The 15,143-nt window shown below is 68.5% G+C and carries 16 protein-coding genes; 1 reads left to right on the top strand and 15 read right to left on the bottom strand.

Going from position 1 to position 15,143, the window contains the following annotated elements:
* Positions 1 to 14: 14 nt before the first annotated feature.
* From IWH25_RS03995 to IWH25_RS03925, 15 genes are all read right to left on the bottom strand, one after another.
* Positions 15 to 221, bottom strand: coding sequence for a DUF1289 domain-containing protein (locus IWH25_RS03995; protein WP_203388069.1), 207 nt, complete (start codon positions 219 to 221; stop codon positions 15 to 17).
* Entirely contained in the window at positions 218 to 1,135 is a 918-nt protein-coding gene (locus IWH25_RS03990; RefSeq protein ID WP_203388068.1) for a hydroxymethylglutaryl-CoA lyase, read from the bottom strand. Before IWH25_RS03990 ends, IWH25_RS03995 begins: the two co-directional genes overlap by 4 nt.
* A complete protein-coding gene (locus tag IWH25_RS03985) occupies positions 1,132 to 3,141 on the bottom strand; it encodes an acetyl-CoA carboxylase biotin carboxylase subunit (protein WP_203388067.1) in 2,010 nt (669 codons plus the stop codon). The genes IWH25_RS03990 and IWH25_RS03985 overlap by 4 nt, the downstream gene beginning before the upstream one ends.
* Position 3,142: 1 nt before the next feature.
* Positions 3,143 to 3,940: an enoyl-CoA hydratase/isomerase family protein gene (locus IWH25_RS03980; protein WP_203388066.1), complete on the bottom strand. Its 798-nt coding sequence runs from the start codon at positions 3,938 to 3,940 to the stop codon at positions 3,143 to 3,145.
* A gap of 13 nt (positions 3,941 to 3,953) precedes the next feature.
* Positions 3,954 to 5,561 (bottom strand): carboxyl transferase domain-containing protein, encoded by a 1,608-nt coding sequence (locus IWH25_RS03975; RefSeq protein ID WP_203388065.1) that lies wholly within the window; start codon positions 5,559 to 5,561, stop codon positions 3,954 to 3,956.
* 45 nt (positions 5,562 to 5,606) lie between these two features.
* Entirely contained in the window at positions 5,607 to 6,206 is a 600-nt protein-coding gene (locus IWH25_RS03970; RefSeq protein ID WP_203388064.1) for an LOG family protein, read from the bottom strand.
* Between the two features lie 111 nt (positions 6,207 to 6,317).
* The gene (locus tag IWH25_RS03965; RefSeq protein ID WP_203388063.1) at positions 6,318 to 6,929 is read right to left on the bottom strand and encodes a 2-hydroxychromene-2-carboxylate isomerase; all 612 of its coding nucleotides are present in this window, start codon (positions 6,927 to 6,929) and stop codon (positions 6,318 to 6,320) included.
* Positions 6,930 to 6,939: 10 nt separating this feature from the next.
* Positions 6,940 to 7,377, bottom strand: a complete 438-nt coding sequence (locus tag IWH25_RS03960) for a PaaI family thioesterase (protein WP_203388062.1) — start codon at positions 7,375 to 7,377, stop codon at positions 6,940 to 6,942.
* A gap of 2 nt (positions 7,378 to 7,379) precedes the next feature.
* Entirely contained in the window at positions 7,380 to 8,519 is a 1,140-nt protein-coding gene (locus IWH25_RS03955; protein ID WP_203388061.1) for an acyl-CoA dehydrogenase, read from the bottom strand.
* Positions 8,516 to 9,415 (bottom strand): DMT family transporter, encoded by a 900-nt coding sequence (locus tag IWH25_RS03950; RefSeq protein ID WP_203388060.1) that lies wholly within the window; start codon positions 9,413 to 9,415, stop codon positions 8,516 to 8,518. Before IWH25_RS03950 ends, IWH25_RS03955 begins: the two co-directional genes overlap by 4 nt.
* Positions 9,416 to 9,427: 12 nt before the next feature.
* Positions 9,428 to 10,609, bottom strand: coding sequence for an acetyl-CoA C-acetyltransferase (locus tag IWH25_RS03945; protein ID WP_203388059.1), 1,182 nt, complete (start codon positions 10,607 to 10,609; stop codon positions 9,428 to 9,430).
* Positions 10,610 to 10,631: 22 nt separating this feature from the next.
* The gene (can, locus tag IWH25_RS03940) at positions 10,632 to 11,774 is read right to left on the bottom strand and encodes a carbonate dehydratase (RefSeq protein WP_203388058.1); all 1,143 of its coding nucleotides are present in this window, start codon (positions 11,772 to 11,774) and stop codon (positions 10,632 to 10,634) included.
* A gap of 119 nt (positions 11,775 to 11,893) precedes the next feature.
* A complete protein-coding gene (locus IWH25_RS03935) occupies positions 11,894 to 13,066 on the bottom strand; it encodes an isovaleryl-CoA dehydrogenase (RefSeq protein WP_203388057.1) in 1,173 nt (390 codons plus the stop codon).
* A gap of 17 nt (positions 13,067 to 13,083) precedes the next feature.
* The gene (locus tag IWH25_RS03930) at positions 13,084 to 13,539 is read right to left on the bottom strand and encodes a PaaI family thioesterase (protein ID WP_203388056.1); all 456 of its coding nucleotides are present in this window, start codon (positions 13,537 to 13,539) and stop codon (positions 13,084 to 13,086) included.
* A 41-nt stretch (positions 13,540 to 13,580) separates the two neighbouring features.
* Positions 13,581 to 14,024: a MerR family transcriptional regulator gene (locus IWH25_RS03925; RefSeq protein ID WP_238998994.1), complete on the bottom strand. Its 444-nt coding sequence runs from the start codon at positions 14,022 to 14,024 to the stop codon at positions 13,581 to 13,583.
* Between the two features lie 80 nt (positions 14,025 to 14,104).
* Between IWH25_RS03925 and IWH25_RS03920 the strand changes: the two genes are divergently transcribed.
* On the top strand, positions 14,105 to 15,133 hold the full coding sequence (locus IWH25_RS03920) for an MBL fold metallo-hydrolase (protein WP_203388054.1): 1,029 nt from the start codon (positions 14,105 to 14,107) through the stop codon (positions 15,131 to 15,133).
* The last annotated feature ends 10 nt before the right edge of the window (positions 15,134 to 15,143 follow it).

Here is a 15,143-nt window from a genome sequence, read left to right as displayed (position 1 = left end):
TCCAGGAACCCGCGTTAGCGTTCGCCGTCGCCGCAAACCGGCGCCCCCGCGGGGACACGCCCGACGCGCCGCTGCTCGACGGCGGCGAGGATCGCCCGCCGGTCGTCGTCGGAGATCCGGCTCCAGCGCGCGATCTCGTCGAGCGTGCGGAAGCAGCCGACGCACAGCGCGTTCGCGGCGTCCATCCGGCAGACGTTGATGCAGGGCGAGGCGACGCTCATGCGGTGGCGGCTCCGCGTTTCGCCAGCAGCGCGCGCGCCGCCTTCGCGGCGGGCTCGCGGCCGAGATGCTGCAGGATGAACTGGCCGGCGGCCAGCAGCTTGTCCATATCGATTCCCGTGTCGATGCCGAGTCCATTGAGCAGGTAGACGACATCTTCGGTGGCAACGTTCCCCGACGCGCCAGCGGCGTACGGGCAGCCGCCGAGGCCGGCGACCGAGCTGTCGAAGACGCGCATGCCGAGCTGCAGCGAAGCGTAGATATTGGCGATCGCCATCCCGTAGGTGTCGTGGTAGTGGCCGGCGAGCCTGGCCATCGGCACCTGCCGCGCGCAGGCCTCGATCATGCGCTGCACCGAGGCCGGGTTGCCGACGCCGATGGTGTCCCCGAGCGAGACCTCGTAGCAGCCCATCTCGAACAGCCGTTGCGCGACCTCGGCCGCCTTCTGCGGCGCCACCGCGCCCTCGTACGGGCAGCCGACGACGCAGGAGACGTAGCCGCGCACCTTCAGGTCGAGCGCCAGCGCTGCCGAGACGACCGGCTCGAAGCGCTTCAGGCTCTCCGCGATCGAGCAGTTGATGTTCTTCTGCGAGAAGGCTTCCGATGCCGCGCCGAAGATCGCGACCTCGGTCGCGCCGGCCTCGACCGCGGCATCGAAGCCCTTCAGGTTCGGTACCAGCACCGGGTAGGCGACGCCGTCCTTCCTGCGGATCGTCCGCATCACCTCGGCGTTGTCGCCCATCTGCGGCACCCACTTCGGCGACACGAACGAGGTCGCCTCGACTGCCGGCAGGCCAGCGTCGGCGAGACGCTCGATCAGTTCGACCTTGACCGCGGTCGGCACCAGCTGCTTCTCGTTCTGCAGGCCGTCGCGCGGGCCGACCTCGACGATCTTGACGCTTCTCGGCAGACTCATTTCGCTTCCTCGGAACCAACAAACTCGACCAGCTCGGCGCCGTCGGCGACCTGGTCGCCGGCCGCGTAGCAGAAGGCTTTGACCACCCCGTTCTTCGGCGCGGTGATGGTGTGCTCCATCTTCATCGCCTCCAGGATCAAGAGCGGCGTGCCCTTGTCGACCTTGGCCCCCGGCTGCACCAGCAGCGCGACGACCTTGCCCGGCATCGGCGCGGTCAGCCCGCCGCCCTGCGCGCCGCCGGCCTCGACCAGATGCAGCGGATCGTCGCGCTCGACGATCCAGGTCTGGCCGTTGAGGAAGACGTGGCGCTTGCTGCCGGCGGCGATGACGCTGGCGATCAGCCGGCGGTCGTCCAATTCCACGGCGAAGCGGTCGCCGTCCAGCTTCCTGCCGCGCGCCAGCACGGTCTCACCCGGTACCGACAGCTTCCAGTGGTCGGCGGCGTAGGCCACCTGCACCTCGGCCAGCGCCTCGCCGTCGCGGAAACCGAGCGTGCGCCTGGCCTGCAGGTTCAGCCGCCAGCCGTCGCGCGCGTGCCACGGCGACCACGGATCGCCGCTCTGCTTGGCGGCGCTCTTCGCCTGCGCCTGCTCCCACAGCAGCTCGCCGACGGCGGCCACCTGCAGCACTTCCTTCGGCGCCGCGACCGCTTCCGGAAACAGGAAGCCGCGGCTGCGTTCGATCAGCCCGGTGTCGAGGTCGGCGCCGGCGAAGGCCGGGCAGGCCACCAGCCGCGACAGGAAGTCGATGTTGGTGGTGACGCCGACGACGCGGTAGTCGGCAAGCGCGCGGCGCATGCGCGCCAGTGCGCCGTCGCGATTCTCGTCCCAGACGATCAGCTTGGCGATCATCGGGTCGTAGTGCGGCGTGATCTCGTCGCCTGCCTCGACGCCGGTATCGACGCGCACGTTCAGGCTCTCGGCCGGCGGCGACAGGTGCACCAGCTTGCCGGTCGACGGCAGGAAGCCCTTGTTCGCGTCCTCGGCATAGATGCGTGCTTCCAGCGCATGGCCGCGGATCTGCAGCTGGTCCTGGCGCAGCGGCAGCGGCTCGCCGGAAGCGACGCGCAGTTGCCATTCGACCAGGTCCTGGCCGGTGATCATCTCGGTCACCGGGTGCTCGACCTGCAGCCGCGTGTTCATCTCCATGAAGTAGAAGCGGCCATCCTGCTCGGCGATGAACTCGACGGTGCCGGCGCCGACGTAGCCGACCGCCTTCGCCGCGGCGACCGCCGCCTCGCCCATCTCGCGCCGGCGCGCCTCGCTCATGCCGGGCGCCGGCGCCTCTTCCAGCACCTTCTGGTGGCGGCGCTGCACCGAGCAGTCGCGCTCGAACAGGTAGACGCCGTTGCCCTGCGTGTCGGCGAAGACCTGGATCTCGATGTGGCGCGGCCGGGTGACGTAGCGCTCGACCAGCACGCGGTCGTCGCCGAACGAGGACTTGGCTTCGCGCTGGCACGACGCCAGCGCCGCCTCGAAGTCCTCGCCCTTCTCGACCAGGCGCATGCCCTTGCCGCCGCCGCCGGCGCTGGCCTTGATCAGCACCGGGTAGCCGATCGCGTCGGCCTGTCCCTTGAGGAAGGCCGGCTCCTGGTTGTCGCCGTGGTAGCCCGGGGTCAGCGGCACGCTGGCCTTCTCCATCAGTGACTTGGCCGCCGACTTCGAGCCCATCGCGCGGATCGATGCGGCCGGCGGGCCGACGAAGATGATGCCCTCGGCGGCGCAGCGCTCGGCGAAATCCTCGTTCTCGGAGAGGAAGCCGTAGCCCGGGTGGATCGCCTGCGCGCCGGTGCGCCTGGCGGCGTCGATGATCCGGTCGATCACCAGATAGGACTCGCGCGCGGCGGCCGGGCCGATGCACACGGCCTCGTCGGCCAGGCGCACGTGGCGCGCGTTGGCGTCGGCCTCGGAATAGACGGCGACGGTGCGCACGCCCATGCGGCGGGCGGTCTTGATGACCCTGCAGGCGATCTCGCCTCGATTCGCGATCAGAAGCTTGCCGATCATCTCAATTGCCTCCCAGCCAGTTCGGTTTGCGCTTCTCGAGGAAGGCGGTCAGGCCCTCCCTGCCTTCGGCGCTGGCGCGCACGCGCGTGATGCGCTGCGCGGTTTCCTCGATCGTCGCCTCGTCGATCGGCTGGCCGGAGACGACGCGGATCAGCGCCTTGCATTCGCCCTGCGCACGCGGCCCGTTCTTCAGCAGCGCGTCGACCAGCTCGCCGACCGCCTCGTCGAGCCCGTCCTCGTCCGGAACGATCTCGTGCACCAGGCCGATGCGGTAGGCCTCGGAGGCCGAGAAACGCTCGGCGGTGAGCATGTAGCGGCGTGCATAGCGCTCGCCGATGGCGGCGATGACGTACGGGCTGATCACTGCCGGGATGATGCCGAGCTTCACTTCGGTCAGCGCGAACTGCGCCTCGAAGGTAGCGACCGCGATGTCGCAGGCGGCAACCAGGCCGACGCCGCCGCCATAGGCCGGCCCCTGCACGCGGGCGACGGTCGGTTTCGACAGTTCGTTCAGCGTCGACAGCAGCGTGGCCAGGTTGCGCGCGTCGCGCAGGTTCTCTTCCGGCGAGTAGCCGGCGGCGCGCTTCATCCAGTTGAGGTCGGCACCGGCACAGAAACTCTTGCCCGCCGACGACAGCACGACCGCGCGCACGCGCGGATCGGCTTCGAGTTCCTTGAGGCCGGCGGTGATCTCGGCGATCAGCACTTCGTCGAAGGCGTTGTGCCGCTCCGCCTTGTTCATCGTCAGGATGCCGAGCGGGCCGTCGACTTCGGTCAGGATAGCGGTGTATTGGGTCATTTGTTGTTCTCCCTTACATGCGGAAGATGCCGAACTTCGTGTCTTCGGCAGGAGCGTTCATCGAAGCGGAAAGCCCGAGGGCGAGCACGCGACGGGTGTCGGCCGGGTCGATCACGCCGTCGTCCCACAGGCGGGCGCTGGCGTAGTACGGGTGGCCCTGCGTCTCGTACTGCTCGCGGATCGGCGCCTTGAAGGCGGCTTCCTCGTCGGCGCCCCAGGTCTTGCCGGCGGCCTCGAGGCCGTCGCGCTTGACCGTCGCCAACACGCCGGCGGCCTGCTCGCCGCCCATCACCGAGATGCGCGCGTTCGGCCACATCCACAGGAAGCGCGGCGAATAGGCGCGGCCGCACATGCCGTAGTTGCCGGCGCCGAAGGAGCCGCCGATGATCACCGTGAACTTCGGCACCTTCGCCGTCGCCACCGCGGTGACCATCTTGGCGCCGTCGCGGGCGATGCCGCCGTTCTCGTACTTGCGGCCGACCATGAAGCCGGTGATGTTCTGCAGGAAGACGAGCGGGATGCCGCGCTGCGCGCACAGCTCGATGAAGTGCGCCCCTTTAAGCGCGCTCTCCGAGAACAGGATGCCGTTGTTGGCGACGATGCCGACCGGGTAGCCCCAGATGCGCGCGAAGCCGCAGACCAGCGTCGTGCCGTAGCGCGCCTTGAACTCGTCGAAGTCGGAGCCGTCGACGATGCGGGCGATGATCTCGCGCACGTCGAAGGGCTTCTTGGTGTCGGTCGGGATCACGCCGTACAGCTCTTCCGTCGGGTAGAGCGGCTCGACCGGTTGCTGCAGCGAGACCGGCGGGTTCTTCTGCCAGTTCAGGTCGCGCACGATGCGGCGGGCGATCGCCAGCGCGTGCTGGTCGTTCTCGGCGAGGTGGTCGGCGACGCCGGAGATGCGCGTATGCACGTCGGCGCCGCCGAGGTCTTCCGCCGTCACCACTTCGCCGGTCGCCGCCTTCACCAGCGGTGGGCCGCCGAGGAAGATGGTGCCCTGGTTCTTGACGATGATCGACTCGTCGCACATCGCCGGTACGTAGGCGCCGCCGGCGGTGCACGAACCCATCACCACCGCGATCTGCGGGATGCCCTTCGCCGACAGGTTGGCCTGGTTGAAGAAGATGCGGCCGAAGTGTTCCTTGTCCGGGAAGACCTCGTCCTGCATCGGCAGGAAGGCGCCGCCCGAGTCGACCAGGTAGATGCACGGCAGCCGGTTCTCGAGCGCGATCTCCTGTGCCCTGAGGTGCTTCTTCACGGTCAGCGGGTAGTAGGTGCCGCCCTTCACCGTCGCGTCGTTGGCGACGATCATGCACTCGACGCCGTTCACGCGGCCGATGCCGGCGATCACCGAGGCCGCCGGCACGTCGCCGCCGTACATGCCGTGCGCGGCCAGCTGCGAGATCTCGAGGAAGGGCGTGCCCGGGTCGAGCAGGCCGGCGACGCGCTCGCGCGGCAGCAGCTTGCCGCGCGCGAGGTGCTTCTGCCGCGCCGCCTCGGGGCCGCCGAGGGCGATCCGGTCGACGGTGTTGCGCAGGTCGTCGACGACGGCCTGCATGGCCTGCGCGTTGGCCTGGAAATCGGCGCTGCGCGGGTTGAGTTGTGTTTTCAGTGTTGTCATGTCTCCTCTTTCCCTTCCTTCAGCGGCAGTCGCGTCGCCACTGCCTCATAACTGCTTCAGTTCGCGAATCCATTTCTCCAGCTTCACCGGCGTGTGGCCTGCCATCGCCACCAGCACCGCCTCCGGCGTCGCCGCGTCCTGCAGCAGGCCGCGGTGCTCCGGCCGCATGAAGCCCTCGTCGACCGCGCGATCGCAGAGCTCGATCAGCGGTCCGAAATAGTTGGCGACGTTGACCAGGCCGACCGGCTTCTCGTGGAAGCCGAGCTGGCCCCAGGTCAGCACTTCGCACAGTTCCTCGAAGGTGCCGAAGCCGCCGGGCAGCGCGACGAAGCCGTCGGACAGCTCGGCCATGCGCGCCTTCCTGGTGTGCATCGAATCGACGACCTCGAGCTGCGTCAGCTCGAGGTGGCCGACCTCTTTTTTCATCAGCGCCTCGGGGATCACGCCGGTGACTTCGCCGCCGGCCTGCAGGCAGGCATCGGCGACCAGCCCCATCAGGCCGATGTTGCCGCCGCCGTAGACGACGCCGATGCCGCGTTCGGCGAGCAGCCGGCCCATGGCCGTGGCGGTTTCCGCATATTCCGGACGCTTGCCCTTGGCCGAGCCGCAGAAGACGCAGATTCTTTTCGGATGCCAGTCATGCATGAACCATCCCCCCACCCCCCTTCCCGTAGAAGGGGGTGACTACGGTTCGTCCCTGCAGGACTCCACGTGTTGGCTGCACCGCCCTTGGCGCAGTCCTGCGGCCGGTGCGCATCAGAACTCCTGGCCGGCCAGACGCGCTTCGAGCTGCGGCAGACGGTCGGCGCCCATGAACGGTTCGCCGTCGCAGACGATGTACGGCGAGCCGAACACGCCCCTGTCGATCGCCGCGGCGACCTCGGCCTTCAGCCGCTCCTTGATTTCCGGCGACTCGACCGCCTCGGCCAGCGCCGCGCGGTCGGCACCGACGTCGACGGCGAGGTCGAGGACGACGTCGAGGTCGGAGATGTCGCGGTCGTCGACGAACAGCGCGCGGTAGACGGCGTGTGCGAAGGCGCGCGCCATCGCGCAGTCGCGGTCGTGCAGCCAGTAGTAGGCACGCGCGGCGACCTGCGTCGGCAGCGGGAAGCGCGACGGCGGCTGGTACGGGATGCCCATGAAGCGCGCCGAGCGCGCGAAGTCGAGCTTCGAATACTCGCCCTTCAGCGGCACCGTCGTCAGCGGCGCGGCGCCGGTCGCCTTGAAGACGGCGCCGAGCAGCACCGGGCGCCACTTCACCTTGCGCCCGTATTTCGCCGCCAGCTCGTCGATGCGCTCGCTGGCCAGGTAACCGTAGGGCGACGAGAAATCGAAATAGAACTCCAGCGGCGCCTTCGTTTCGCTCATGACGTCCTCCTCAAACCTGCGGTTTCGGCCACAGCACCATCTGCGTGCAGCGGAACAGCGCGATGCGCCGGTCGCCGTCGCCGAACACCTCGGCGTCCCAGACCTGCGTGTTGCGCCCGGCATGCGCGGCGGTGGCGACGCAGCGGATCGTACCCTCGCGCTGCGTCGAGAAGAAGTTGGTCTTCAGCTCGATCGTGGTGAAGCTCTCGGCGCCGTCGGGCAGGTGCGCGATGGTCGCGAAGCCGGCGGCGGTGTCGGCCAGCGCGATCACCGACGCCGCGTGCAGGAAGCCGTTCGGCGCCAGCATCTCCCGGCGGATCGGCATTTCCATGTCGAGCCGGCCGGGCGTGATCGCCGTCACCTTGAGGCCGAACCAGCCGGGCAGGAAACCCTCGGCGCGGCGCGAGAAATCCTCGGGACTGGCCTCGGGGCGGAGCTTCGCGGCCACGCTTATTGCCCGTCCACGATCGCGCGGCCGATGACCAGCCGCTGGATGTCGTTGGCGCCCTCGTAGATCTGCGAGACGCGCACGTCGCGGTAGATGCGCTCGACCGGGAAGTCGCTGGTGTAGCCGTAGCCGCCGTGGATCTGGATGGCGTCGGAGCAGACCTTCTCGGCGATCTCGGAGGCGAACATCTTGGCCATCGACGCCTCCTTCAGGCAGGGCTTGCCGGCGTCCTTCAGCATCGCGGCACGCCACACCATCAGCCGGGCGGCGTCGACCTGCGTCGCCATGTCGGCCAGCCGGAAGCTGACCGCCTGGTGGCCGGTCAGCGGCACGCCGAAGGCGACGCGCTCCTTCGCGTATCTGACCGCGGCTTCGAGCGCCGCGCGCGCCATGCCGACCGACTGCGCGGCGATACCGATGCGGCCGGCCTCGAGGTTGGAGAGCGCGATCTTGTAGCCCTCGCCTTCCTGGCCGAGCAGGCAGGAAGCCGGGATGCGGCAGTTCTCGAAGATGATCTGCGCAGTGTCGGAAGCCTTCTGCCCCATCTTCTCCTCGATGCGGGCGACGATGTAGCCGGGGGTCTCGGTCGGCACCAGGAAGCAGGAGATGCCCTTCTTGCCGGCGGCCTTGTCGGTCACCGCGAAGACGATCGCCACCTGCGCGTGCTTGCCGGTGGTGATGAACTGCTTGACGCCGTTCAGCACGTAGTGGTCGCCGTCCTTCGTCGCCCGTGTCGTGATCGCCGCGGCGTCCGAGCCGGTGTGCGGCTCGGTCAGGCAGAAGCAGCCGAGCATGTCGCCGCGCGCCAGCGGCTTCAGGTACTGCTCCTTCTGCGCGTCGCTGCCATACTTCATCGTGATGCCGCAAGCGAGCGAGTTCTGCACGCTGACGATGGTCGAGGTCGCGCCGTCGCCGGCGGCGATCTCTTCGAGCATCAGCACCAGGCTCATGTAGTCCATGCCGGCACCGTCCCATTCCTCGGGCACGACGACGCCCATCGCGCCGAGCGCGCCGAGCTCCTTCAGCGCCTCGGCCGGGAAGGTGTGGTGGCGGTCCCACTCGCCGGCGAAGGGGGCGAGGCGCTCCTGCGCGAACTCGCGCATCGCGTCGCGGATCATTTCCTGTTCTTGCGTGAGGATCATGCGTGTTTCTCCGAGTAATAGGTGGTCAGCCAGACGCCGGCGATGACCAGGGCGCCGCCGGCGAGCACCGCCAGCGCCAGCCGCTCGCCGAGCAGGACGGCGGCCTGCAGCACGGCGAAGACGGGAACGAGGTTGATGAAGCTCGAGGCGCGCGCGGCGCCCATGACGCGCACGCCGTCGGCGAACCAGGTGAAGCCGAGCGCGGTGCCGCCGAGCGCGAGGAAGGCGACGCTGGCCCAGACGCGCCACGACCACTCGCCGAGCTCGATGCCGCCCTGCGCGAGCGCGGTGACGCCGAGGAAGAGGGCACCGAGCAGGCTGGCGTACAGCGTCGCGGCTAGCGGCGTCAGCGTCTTCGTCGCGCTGCGGCCGATGAAGGTGTAGGCGGTCCAGCACAGCACGCAGCCGACGATCAGCCATTCGCCGAGGCCGATCGCACCCGACAGCAGCGCCAGCGGGTCGCCGTTGCCGATCACGGTCAGGCAGCCGGCGAGCGCGACGGCAACGCCGGCGAACTTGACCGGCGTCATCCGCTCCTGGCCGACGAACCAGGCGGCGAGCGCGACGACCACCGGATTCAGCGCGACGACCAGCGCGCCACGCCCGGCCGGGATGTACTTCAGCCCGTAGAAGAAGCACAGCGCATAGAGGAAGATGCCGGTCGCCGCCAGCCCGGTCACGACGCCCCATTCGCGGCCGCCCGACAGGCGCGGGATGCCGCCCTCGGTGAGCAGCGCGAAGCCGGCCAGCGCCATGCCGGCGATCAGGAAGCGGAAGGCGGCGGCGAGCATCGGCGCCGGCAGTTCCTGCGCGACGATGCGCCCCGCGATCCAGGTTCCGCCCCACATGAACATGGCGCCGATCAGCTTCGCGTAGGTGGCCGGGGTGGCGGTCAACGAGATGCGCCCTTACAGCATCTCGACGCCGACGGCGACGGCCTCGCCGCCGCCGATGCACAGCGAGGCGACGCCGCGCTGCTTGCCCTGCGCCTTCAGCGCGCCGATCAGCGTCACCAGGATGCGCGCGCCGGAGGCGCCGATCGGATGGCCGAGGGCGCAGGCGCCGCCGTTCACGTTGACCTTGTCGGCCGGCAGCTTGAGGTCGTGCATCGCCGCCATCGTCACCACGGCGAAGGCTTCGTTGATCTCGTACAGGTCGACCGAGTCGGCGCTCCAGCCGGTCTTCGCGAACAGCTTCTGCATCGCGCCGACCGGGGCGGTGGTGAACAGGTTCGGCTGCTGCGCGAAGGTGGTGTGGCCGACGATGCGGGCGAGCGGCTTCAGGCCGAGCGCCTTGGCCTTCGATTCCTTCATCAGCACGACCGCGGCGGCGCCGTCGGAGATCGACGACGAGTTGGCGGCGGTGACCGTGCCGTCCTTCTTGAACGCCGGCTTCAGGCCGGCAATCTTGTCGATCTGCGCCTTCAGCGGCTGCTCGTCTTTGTCGACGACGACCTCGCCCTTCTTGCCGGCGATCGTCACCGGCGCGATTTCCCAGGCGAACTTGCCGCCGGTGATCGCGTTCTGCGCGCGCTTCGTCGACTCGATGGCGAAGGCGTCCTGCGCCTCGCGCGTGAAGCCGTAGGACTCGGCGCACTCCTCGGCGAAGGTGCCCATCAGGCGGCCCTTCTGGTAGGCGTCTTCCAGCCCGTCGAAGAACATGTGGTCGAGCACCTGGCCGTGGCCGAGGCGCATGCCGCCGCGCGCCTTCGGCAGCAGGTAGGGCGCGTTGCTCATCGACTCCATGCCGCCGGCGACGCCGACCTCGAAGGCGCCGGCGAGGAGGCTGTCGTGCACCAGCATGACAGCCTTCAGCGCCGAGCCGCAGACCTTGTGCACGGTGGTGCAGCCGACCGACAGCGGCAGCCCGGCACCGAGCGCCGCCTGGCGCGCCGGCGCCTGGCCGACGCCGGCCTGCAGCACGTTGCCGAAGACCACTTCCTCGACCGTGTCGGCGGTGATGCCGGCGCGCTCGACGGCGGCCTTGATGGCGACGGCGCCGAGCTGCGGCGCGGTCAGCGCGTTGAAGTCGCCCTGGAAGCCGCCCATCGGCGTGCGGGCAACGGAAACGATAACGATCGAGTCGGACATGCTGTTCTCCTTGATTGAAAAGTCAGTGGGGCAGCGCTTGCAGCGCCTGTTCGTAGCGGGGGCGGATCTGCTCCGGGCGGCTGATGGTGAAGCCGAGGTCGCGCATCAGGCCGTCCTGCAGGCCGTAGATCCAGGCATGCACGGTCAGCTTCTGACCCTGCGCCCAGGCGTCCTGGACGACGAAGGTCGAGCACACGTTGGCCGCCTGCTCGAGCACGTTGAGCTCGCACAGGCGGTCGTGGCGCTCGGCCTCGGGCAGCGCGTCGACGGTGGCGGCGTGCTTGGCGTGCACGTCGCGGACGTGGCGCAGCCAGATGTCGACCAGGCCGACGCGCGCCTGGTCGAGCGCCGCCTTGACGCCGCCGCAGCCGTAGTGGCCGACGACCATGATGTGCTGCACCTTCAGCGCTTCGACGGCGAACTGGATCACCGACAGGCAGTTTAGGTCGGTGTGCACCACCTGGTTGGCGACGTTGCGATGGACGAAGACCTCGCCCGGCAACAGGCCGACGATCTGGTTCGCCGGCACGCGCGAGTCGGAGCAGCCGATCCACAGGAAGGCCGGCGTCTGCAGCTTGGCGAGCTTGTCGAAGTAGCCCGGGTCCACCTCCTGCATCTGCTTCGCCCAGGCACGGTTGAAATCGAACAGGTGGGAGAGGTTTTCGTTCCTGACCTCGTCCTCGGACCAGTTCTCGAGGTCGAGCGAGAGGAAGATCGTGCCCTCGATTGGCGTGTTGTAGTAGGCCGGCGCCTCCTTGAAGCCGAGCTCGCGATAGAGCTTCACGGCGATGCGCATCGCCGGCAGCGTGTCGAGCAGGATGCGCTTGTAGCCGAGTTCCTTCGCCGCGCGGATCGCCGCCAGCGCCAGCGCATGGCCGGCGCCGTGACCGCGCGCCTCGGGCTCGACGTAGAGCCGTTTCATCTCGCAGACGCCTTCCGAGAACGGCCGGATGCCGACGCAGCCGACCGGCTTGCCATCGAGCTCGGCGCACCACAGGCGGCCGCGCGGCGGCGCGTAGCAGCCGGGCAGTGCCGCCATCTCCTCGGCGAAGCCCTGGAAGCAGAGGTCGACGCCGAGCCAGCCGGCGTAGTTGCGGAAGAACTGGCGCACCGCCGCGAGGGCGGGGTCGTTCGCATCGGCGATGCTGCGGAGGGCGAGGGTCATGGCTGGCAACAGAGGGAATAGGTGTGCAGCGCCACCGCGACGGCGATGCCGGACACGCACAGCAGCACGGTGGCGATCTCGGCGTAATGGCGGGCGGTGGCGCGCGGCACGGACATGGTTCAGCAGGTCTCGGCGAACAGTTCGCGGCCGATCAGCATGCGGCGGATTTCGCTGGTGCCGGCACCGATCTCGTACAGCTTGGCGTCGCGCCACAGGCGGCCGGTCGGGTACTCGTTGGTGTAGCCGACGCCGCCGAGCGCCTGGATCGCCTCGCCGGCCATCCAGGTCGCCTTCTCGGCGGAATACAGGATGGCGCCGGCGGCATCCTTCCTGAGCGTGCGCGCGTGGTCGGCGTGGTCGCAGGCGCGGCCGACCGCGTAGACGTAGGCACGCGTCGCCTGCCAGGTCGAGTACATGTCGGCGACCTTGCCCTGCATCAGCTGGAACTCGCCGATGCTCTGGCCGAACTGCTTGCGGTCGTGCAGGTAGGGAACGACGACGTCCATGCACGCGGCCATGATGCCGAGCGGACCGCCGGAGAGCACGGCGCGCTCGTAGTCGAGACCGCTCATCAGCACCTTCGTTCCGTTGCCGACGCCGCCGAGCACATTCTCTTCCGGCACCTCGCAATCGTCGAAGAACAGCGGGTAGGTGTTCGAGCCGCGCATGCCGAGCTTGTCGAGGTGCGAGCCGTGCGTGAAGCCCTTGCAGCCCTTCTCGACGATGAAGGCGGTCATGCCCCTGGCCCCGGCGTTCACGTCGGTCTTGGCATAGACCACCAGCGTGTCGGCGTCGCCGCCGTTGGTGATCCACATCTTGGAACCGTTCAGCACGTAGCGGTCGCCCTTCTTCTCGGCCTTCAGCTTCATCGAGACGACGTCGGAACCGGCGTTCGGCTCGGACATCGCCAGCGCGCCGACGTGCTCGCCGGAGATCAGCTTCGGCAGGTACTTGGCGCGCTGCGCGTCGTTGCCGTTGCGGCGGATCTGGTTGACGCACAGGTTCGAGTGCGCGCCGTAAGAGAGGCCGACCGAGGCCGAGGCGCGCGAGATCTCCTCCATGGCGATGATGTGCGCGAGGTAGCCCATGTTGCTGCCGCCGTATTCCTCAGGCGCGGTCATGCCGAGCAGGCCGAGGTCGCCGAACTTCTTCCACAGGTCGGCCGGGAACAGGTTGTCGCGGTCGACGGCGTCGGCGCGCGGCGCGATCTCCTCGGCGGCGAAGCGGCGCACCGTGTCGCGCAGCATGTTGATGTCTTCGCCCAGGGCAAAATCGAGGCTAGGGATTTCCATCTGTCTCACTCCTTTGATTATTTGACTTCGGATTTCTCTTTCTTGCCGTGCAGCGCCATGATGGTCTGCTGCATCAGCGCACACAAGGTCTTCTTCCCGTCCTTGACGGCGAACACCTCGGCCTGGGTGACGATCAGCGTCCGCCCGTAGCGGACCACCGATCCCTCGGCGATCAGCAGCTGCCCCTCGGCCGGCGCCAGCAGGTTCAGCTTGTATTCGACGGTGAGCACGCCGGTGTCGGCCGAGGTCAGCGTGTTCGCGGCATAGCCGGCGGCCGAGTCGGCGATCATGCCGACCACGCCGCCGTGGATGTAGCCGTGCTGCTGCGTGATCTCCGCCCGGTAGGGCAGGTGAATCTCGGTGTAGCCCGGTTCGATCACCGGCATCGCCGCGCCGATCAGCGCCATCGCCGGCTGGTTGTGGAAACTGGCGCGGACGCGGGCGGCGAAGTCGGGGTCGAGCGGCTTGTGCATGGCGCGATCTCCTTTAATCCTTACGTTTACGTCAACGTCAACTAACCGGCGTCGGAAAGGCGCGCGGCGTCGCCGGCGGCCGCCTCCTGCGCCAGCAACTCGCGGCACTGCGCCTCGAAGCCGGCGATCTCGTCGAGCACCGCCTCGATGTCCTCGCGCTGGCGCTCGAAGGCGGCGCGGCGCTCGGCGAGCACGTCGAGGAATTTCAGCAGCTGCGAACTCTCGTCGCGCGCCGTGTCGTACATCTCGATCATTTCCTTGATCTCGGCCAGGCTGAGGCCGAGCCGCTTGCCGCGCAGCGCCAGCTTCAGGCGCGTGCGGTCGCGGCGCGAGAAGACGCGCGTCTGTCCCTCCCGGTGCGGGAACAGCAGGCCCTGGTCCTCCCAGAAGCGGATCGTGCGCGGCGTGATGCCGAACTCGCGCGCCAGATCCGAAATGTGAAAGGTTTGTGCCTGGCGGTCGTCGGCGGAACCTTCGTGTTTCAAGGCAGTCTTTTCCATACGGAAGCGAATGGTATAGTTTCCTACGTTAATCCAATCGCGGACGTTTTTCAATACCCAACCGTATGTTGCCCGATTTCCCGTACCGCACGCCGCCGACACCCGGCGAAACCCTGGAAGTGGCCCCCGGCATCCACTGGCTGCGCATGCCGCTGCCGTTCGCGCTCGACCACATCAACCTGTGGCTGCTCGCGGACGAGCACGACGGCCAGCCGTCCTGGACCATCGTCGACACCGGCTACGGGCTGGACAACGTGCGCGCGCTGTGGGAGCAGATCCTCGGCCGGCTGACGGCGCCGGTGACGCGCATCGTCGTCACCCACTTCCACCCCGATCACCTCGGCCTCGCGCACTGGCTGCAGCAGCAGAGCGGGGCGCCGGTGTGGATGACCGCCGGCGAATACCTGACGGCGCACGCCGTCTTCCACGAATCGGCCGGCCACGGCACGCAGCCGATGCTCGCCCAGTTCCGCGCCCACGGCCTCGACCACGAACGCCTGACGGCGCTGGAGCGGCGCGCCAACAGCTACGCGCGCGGCGTGCCCGACCTGCCGCACACCTACTTCCGCATGTTCGACGGCGACCGCGTTCCGATCGGCGGCAGATCGTGGCAAGTTCGTGTCGGATACGGACATTCTCCGGAGCATGCGTCGCTTTACTGTGCCGAGGCGGGCGTGTTACTTTCCGGCGACATGCTGTTGCCGAAAATTTCGACCAACATCAGCGTCTTTGCGGTGACCCCCGGCGCCGATTCGCTCGCGCATTACCTCGACTCGCTGGATCGCTACCGCGAGTTGCCGGAAGAGACGCTCGTGCTCCCCTCGCACGGCCTGCCCTTCGTCGGCATACACAACAGAGTGGCGGCGCAGCATGCACACCATGAGGAGCGGCTGCGGGTTCTGGAGGATGCCTGTACCGAACCGCGCAGCGCGGCTGATTTGCTGGCGACGTTGTTCCCGCGCGAACTCGACACCCACCAGGTGATGTTCGCGATGGGAGAAGCGATCGCCCATCTCAACCGACTTGAATACGCCGGCCGGCTCGTCCGCAGTGACGGGCACGACGGCGTGATCCGCTATCGGCGGAAGAACTAACCTCAACGGG

The organism is Azospira restricta (assembly GCF_016858125.1).
Classification (GTDB): Bacteria; Pseudomonadota; Gammaproteobacteria; order Burkholderiales; family Rhodocyclaceae; genus Proximibacter; species Proximibacter restrictus.
This window is presented reverse-complemented; position numbering and strand designations above follow the sequence as displayed.

Excerpts from the sequence above, each read along its gene's own strand:
- IWH25_RS03995 (WP_203388069.1), bottom strand. The coding sequence starts at position 221 with ATGAGCGTCGCCTCGCCCTGCATCAACGTCTGCCGGATGGACGCCGCG.
- IWH25_RS03990 (WP_203388068.1), bottom strand. The coding sequence starts at position 1,135 with ATGAGTCTGCCGAGAAGCGTCAAGATCGTCGAGGTCGGCCCGCGCGAC.
- IWH25_RS03985 (WP_203388067.1), bottom strand. The coding sequence starts at position 3,141 with ATGATCGGCAAGCTTCTGATCGCGAATCGAGGCGAGATCGCCTGCAGG.
- IWH25_RS03980 (WP_203388066.1), bottom strand. The coding sequence starts at position 3,940 with ATGACCCAATACACCGCTATCCTGACCGAAGTCGACGGCCCGCTCGGC.
- IWH25_RS03975 (WP_203388065.1), bottom strand. The coding sequence starts at position 5,561 with ATGACAACACTGAAAACACAACTCAACCCGCGCAGCGCCGATTTCCAG.
- IWH25_RS03970 (WP_203388064.1), bottom strand. The coding sequence starts at position 6,206 with ATGCATGACTGGCATCCGAAAAGAATCTGCGTCTTCTGCGGCTCGGCC.
- IWH25_RS03965 (WP_203388063.1), bottom strand. The coding sequence starts at position 6,929 with ATGAGCGAAACGAAGGCGCCGCTGGAGTTCTATTTCGATTTCTCGTCG.
- IWH25_RS03955 (WP_203388061.1), bottom strand. The coding sequence starts at position 8,519 with ATGATCCTCACGCAAGAACAGGAAATGATCCGCGACGCGATGCGCGAG.
- IWH25_RS03945 (WP_203388059.1), bottom strand. The coding sequence starts at position 10,609 with ATGTCCGACTCGATCGTTATCGTTTCCGTTGCCCGCACGCCGATGGGC.
- can (WP_203388058.1), bottom strand. The coding sequence starts at position 11,774 with ATGACCCTCGCCCTCCGCAGCATCGCCGATGCGAACGACCCCGCCCTC.
- IWH25_RS03935 (WP_203388057.1), bottom strand. The coding sequence starts at position 13,066 with ATGGAAATCCCTAGCCTCGATTTTGCCCTGGGCGAAGACATCAACATG.
- IWH25_RS03930 (WP_203388056.1), bottom strand. The coding sequence starts at position 13,539 with ATGCACAAGCCGCTCGACCCCGACTTCGCCGCCCGCGTCCGCGCCAGT.
- IWH25_RS03920 (WP_203388054.1), top strand. The coding sequence starts at position 14,105 with ATGTTGCCCGATTTCCCGTACCGCACGCCGCCGACACCCGGCGAAACC.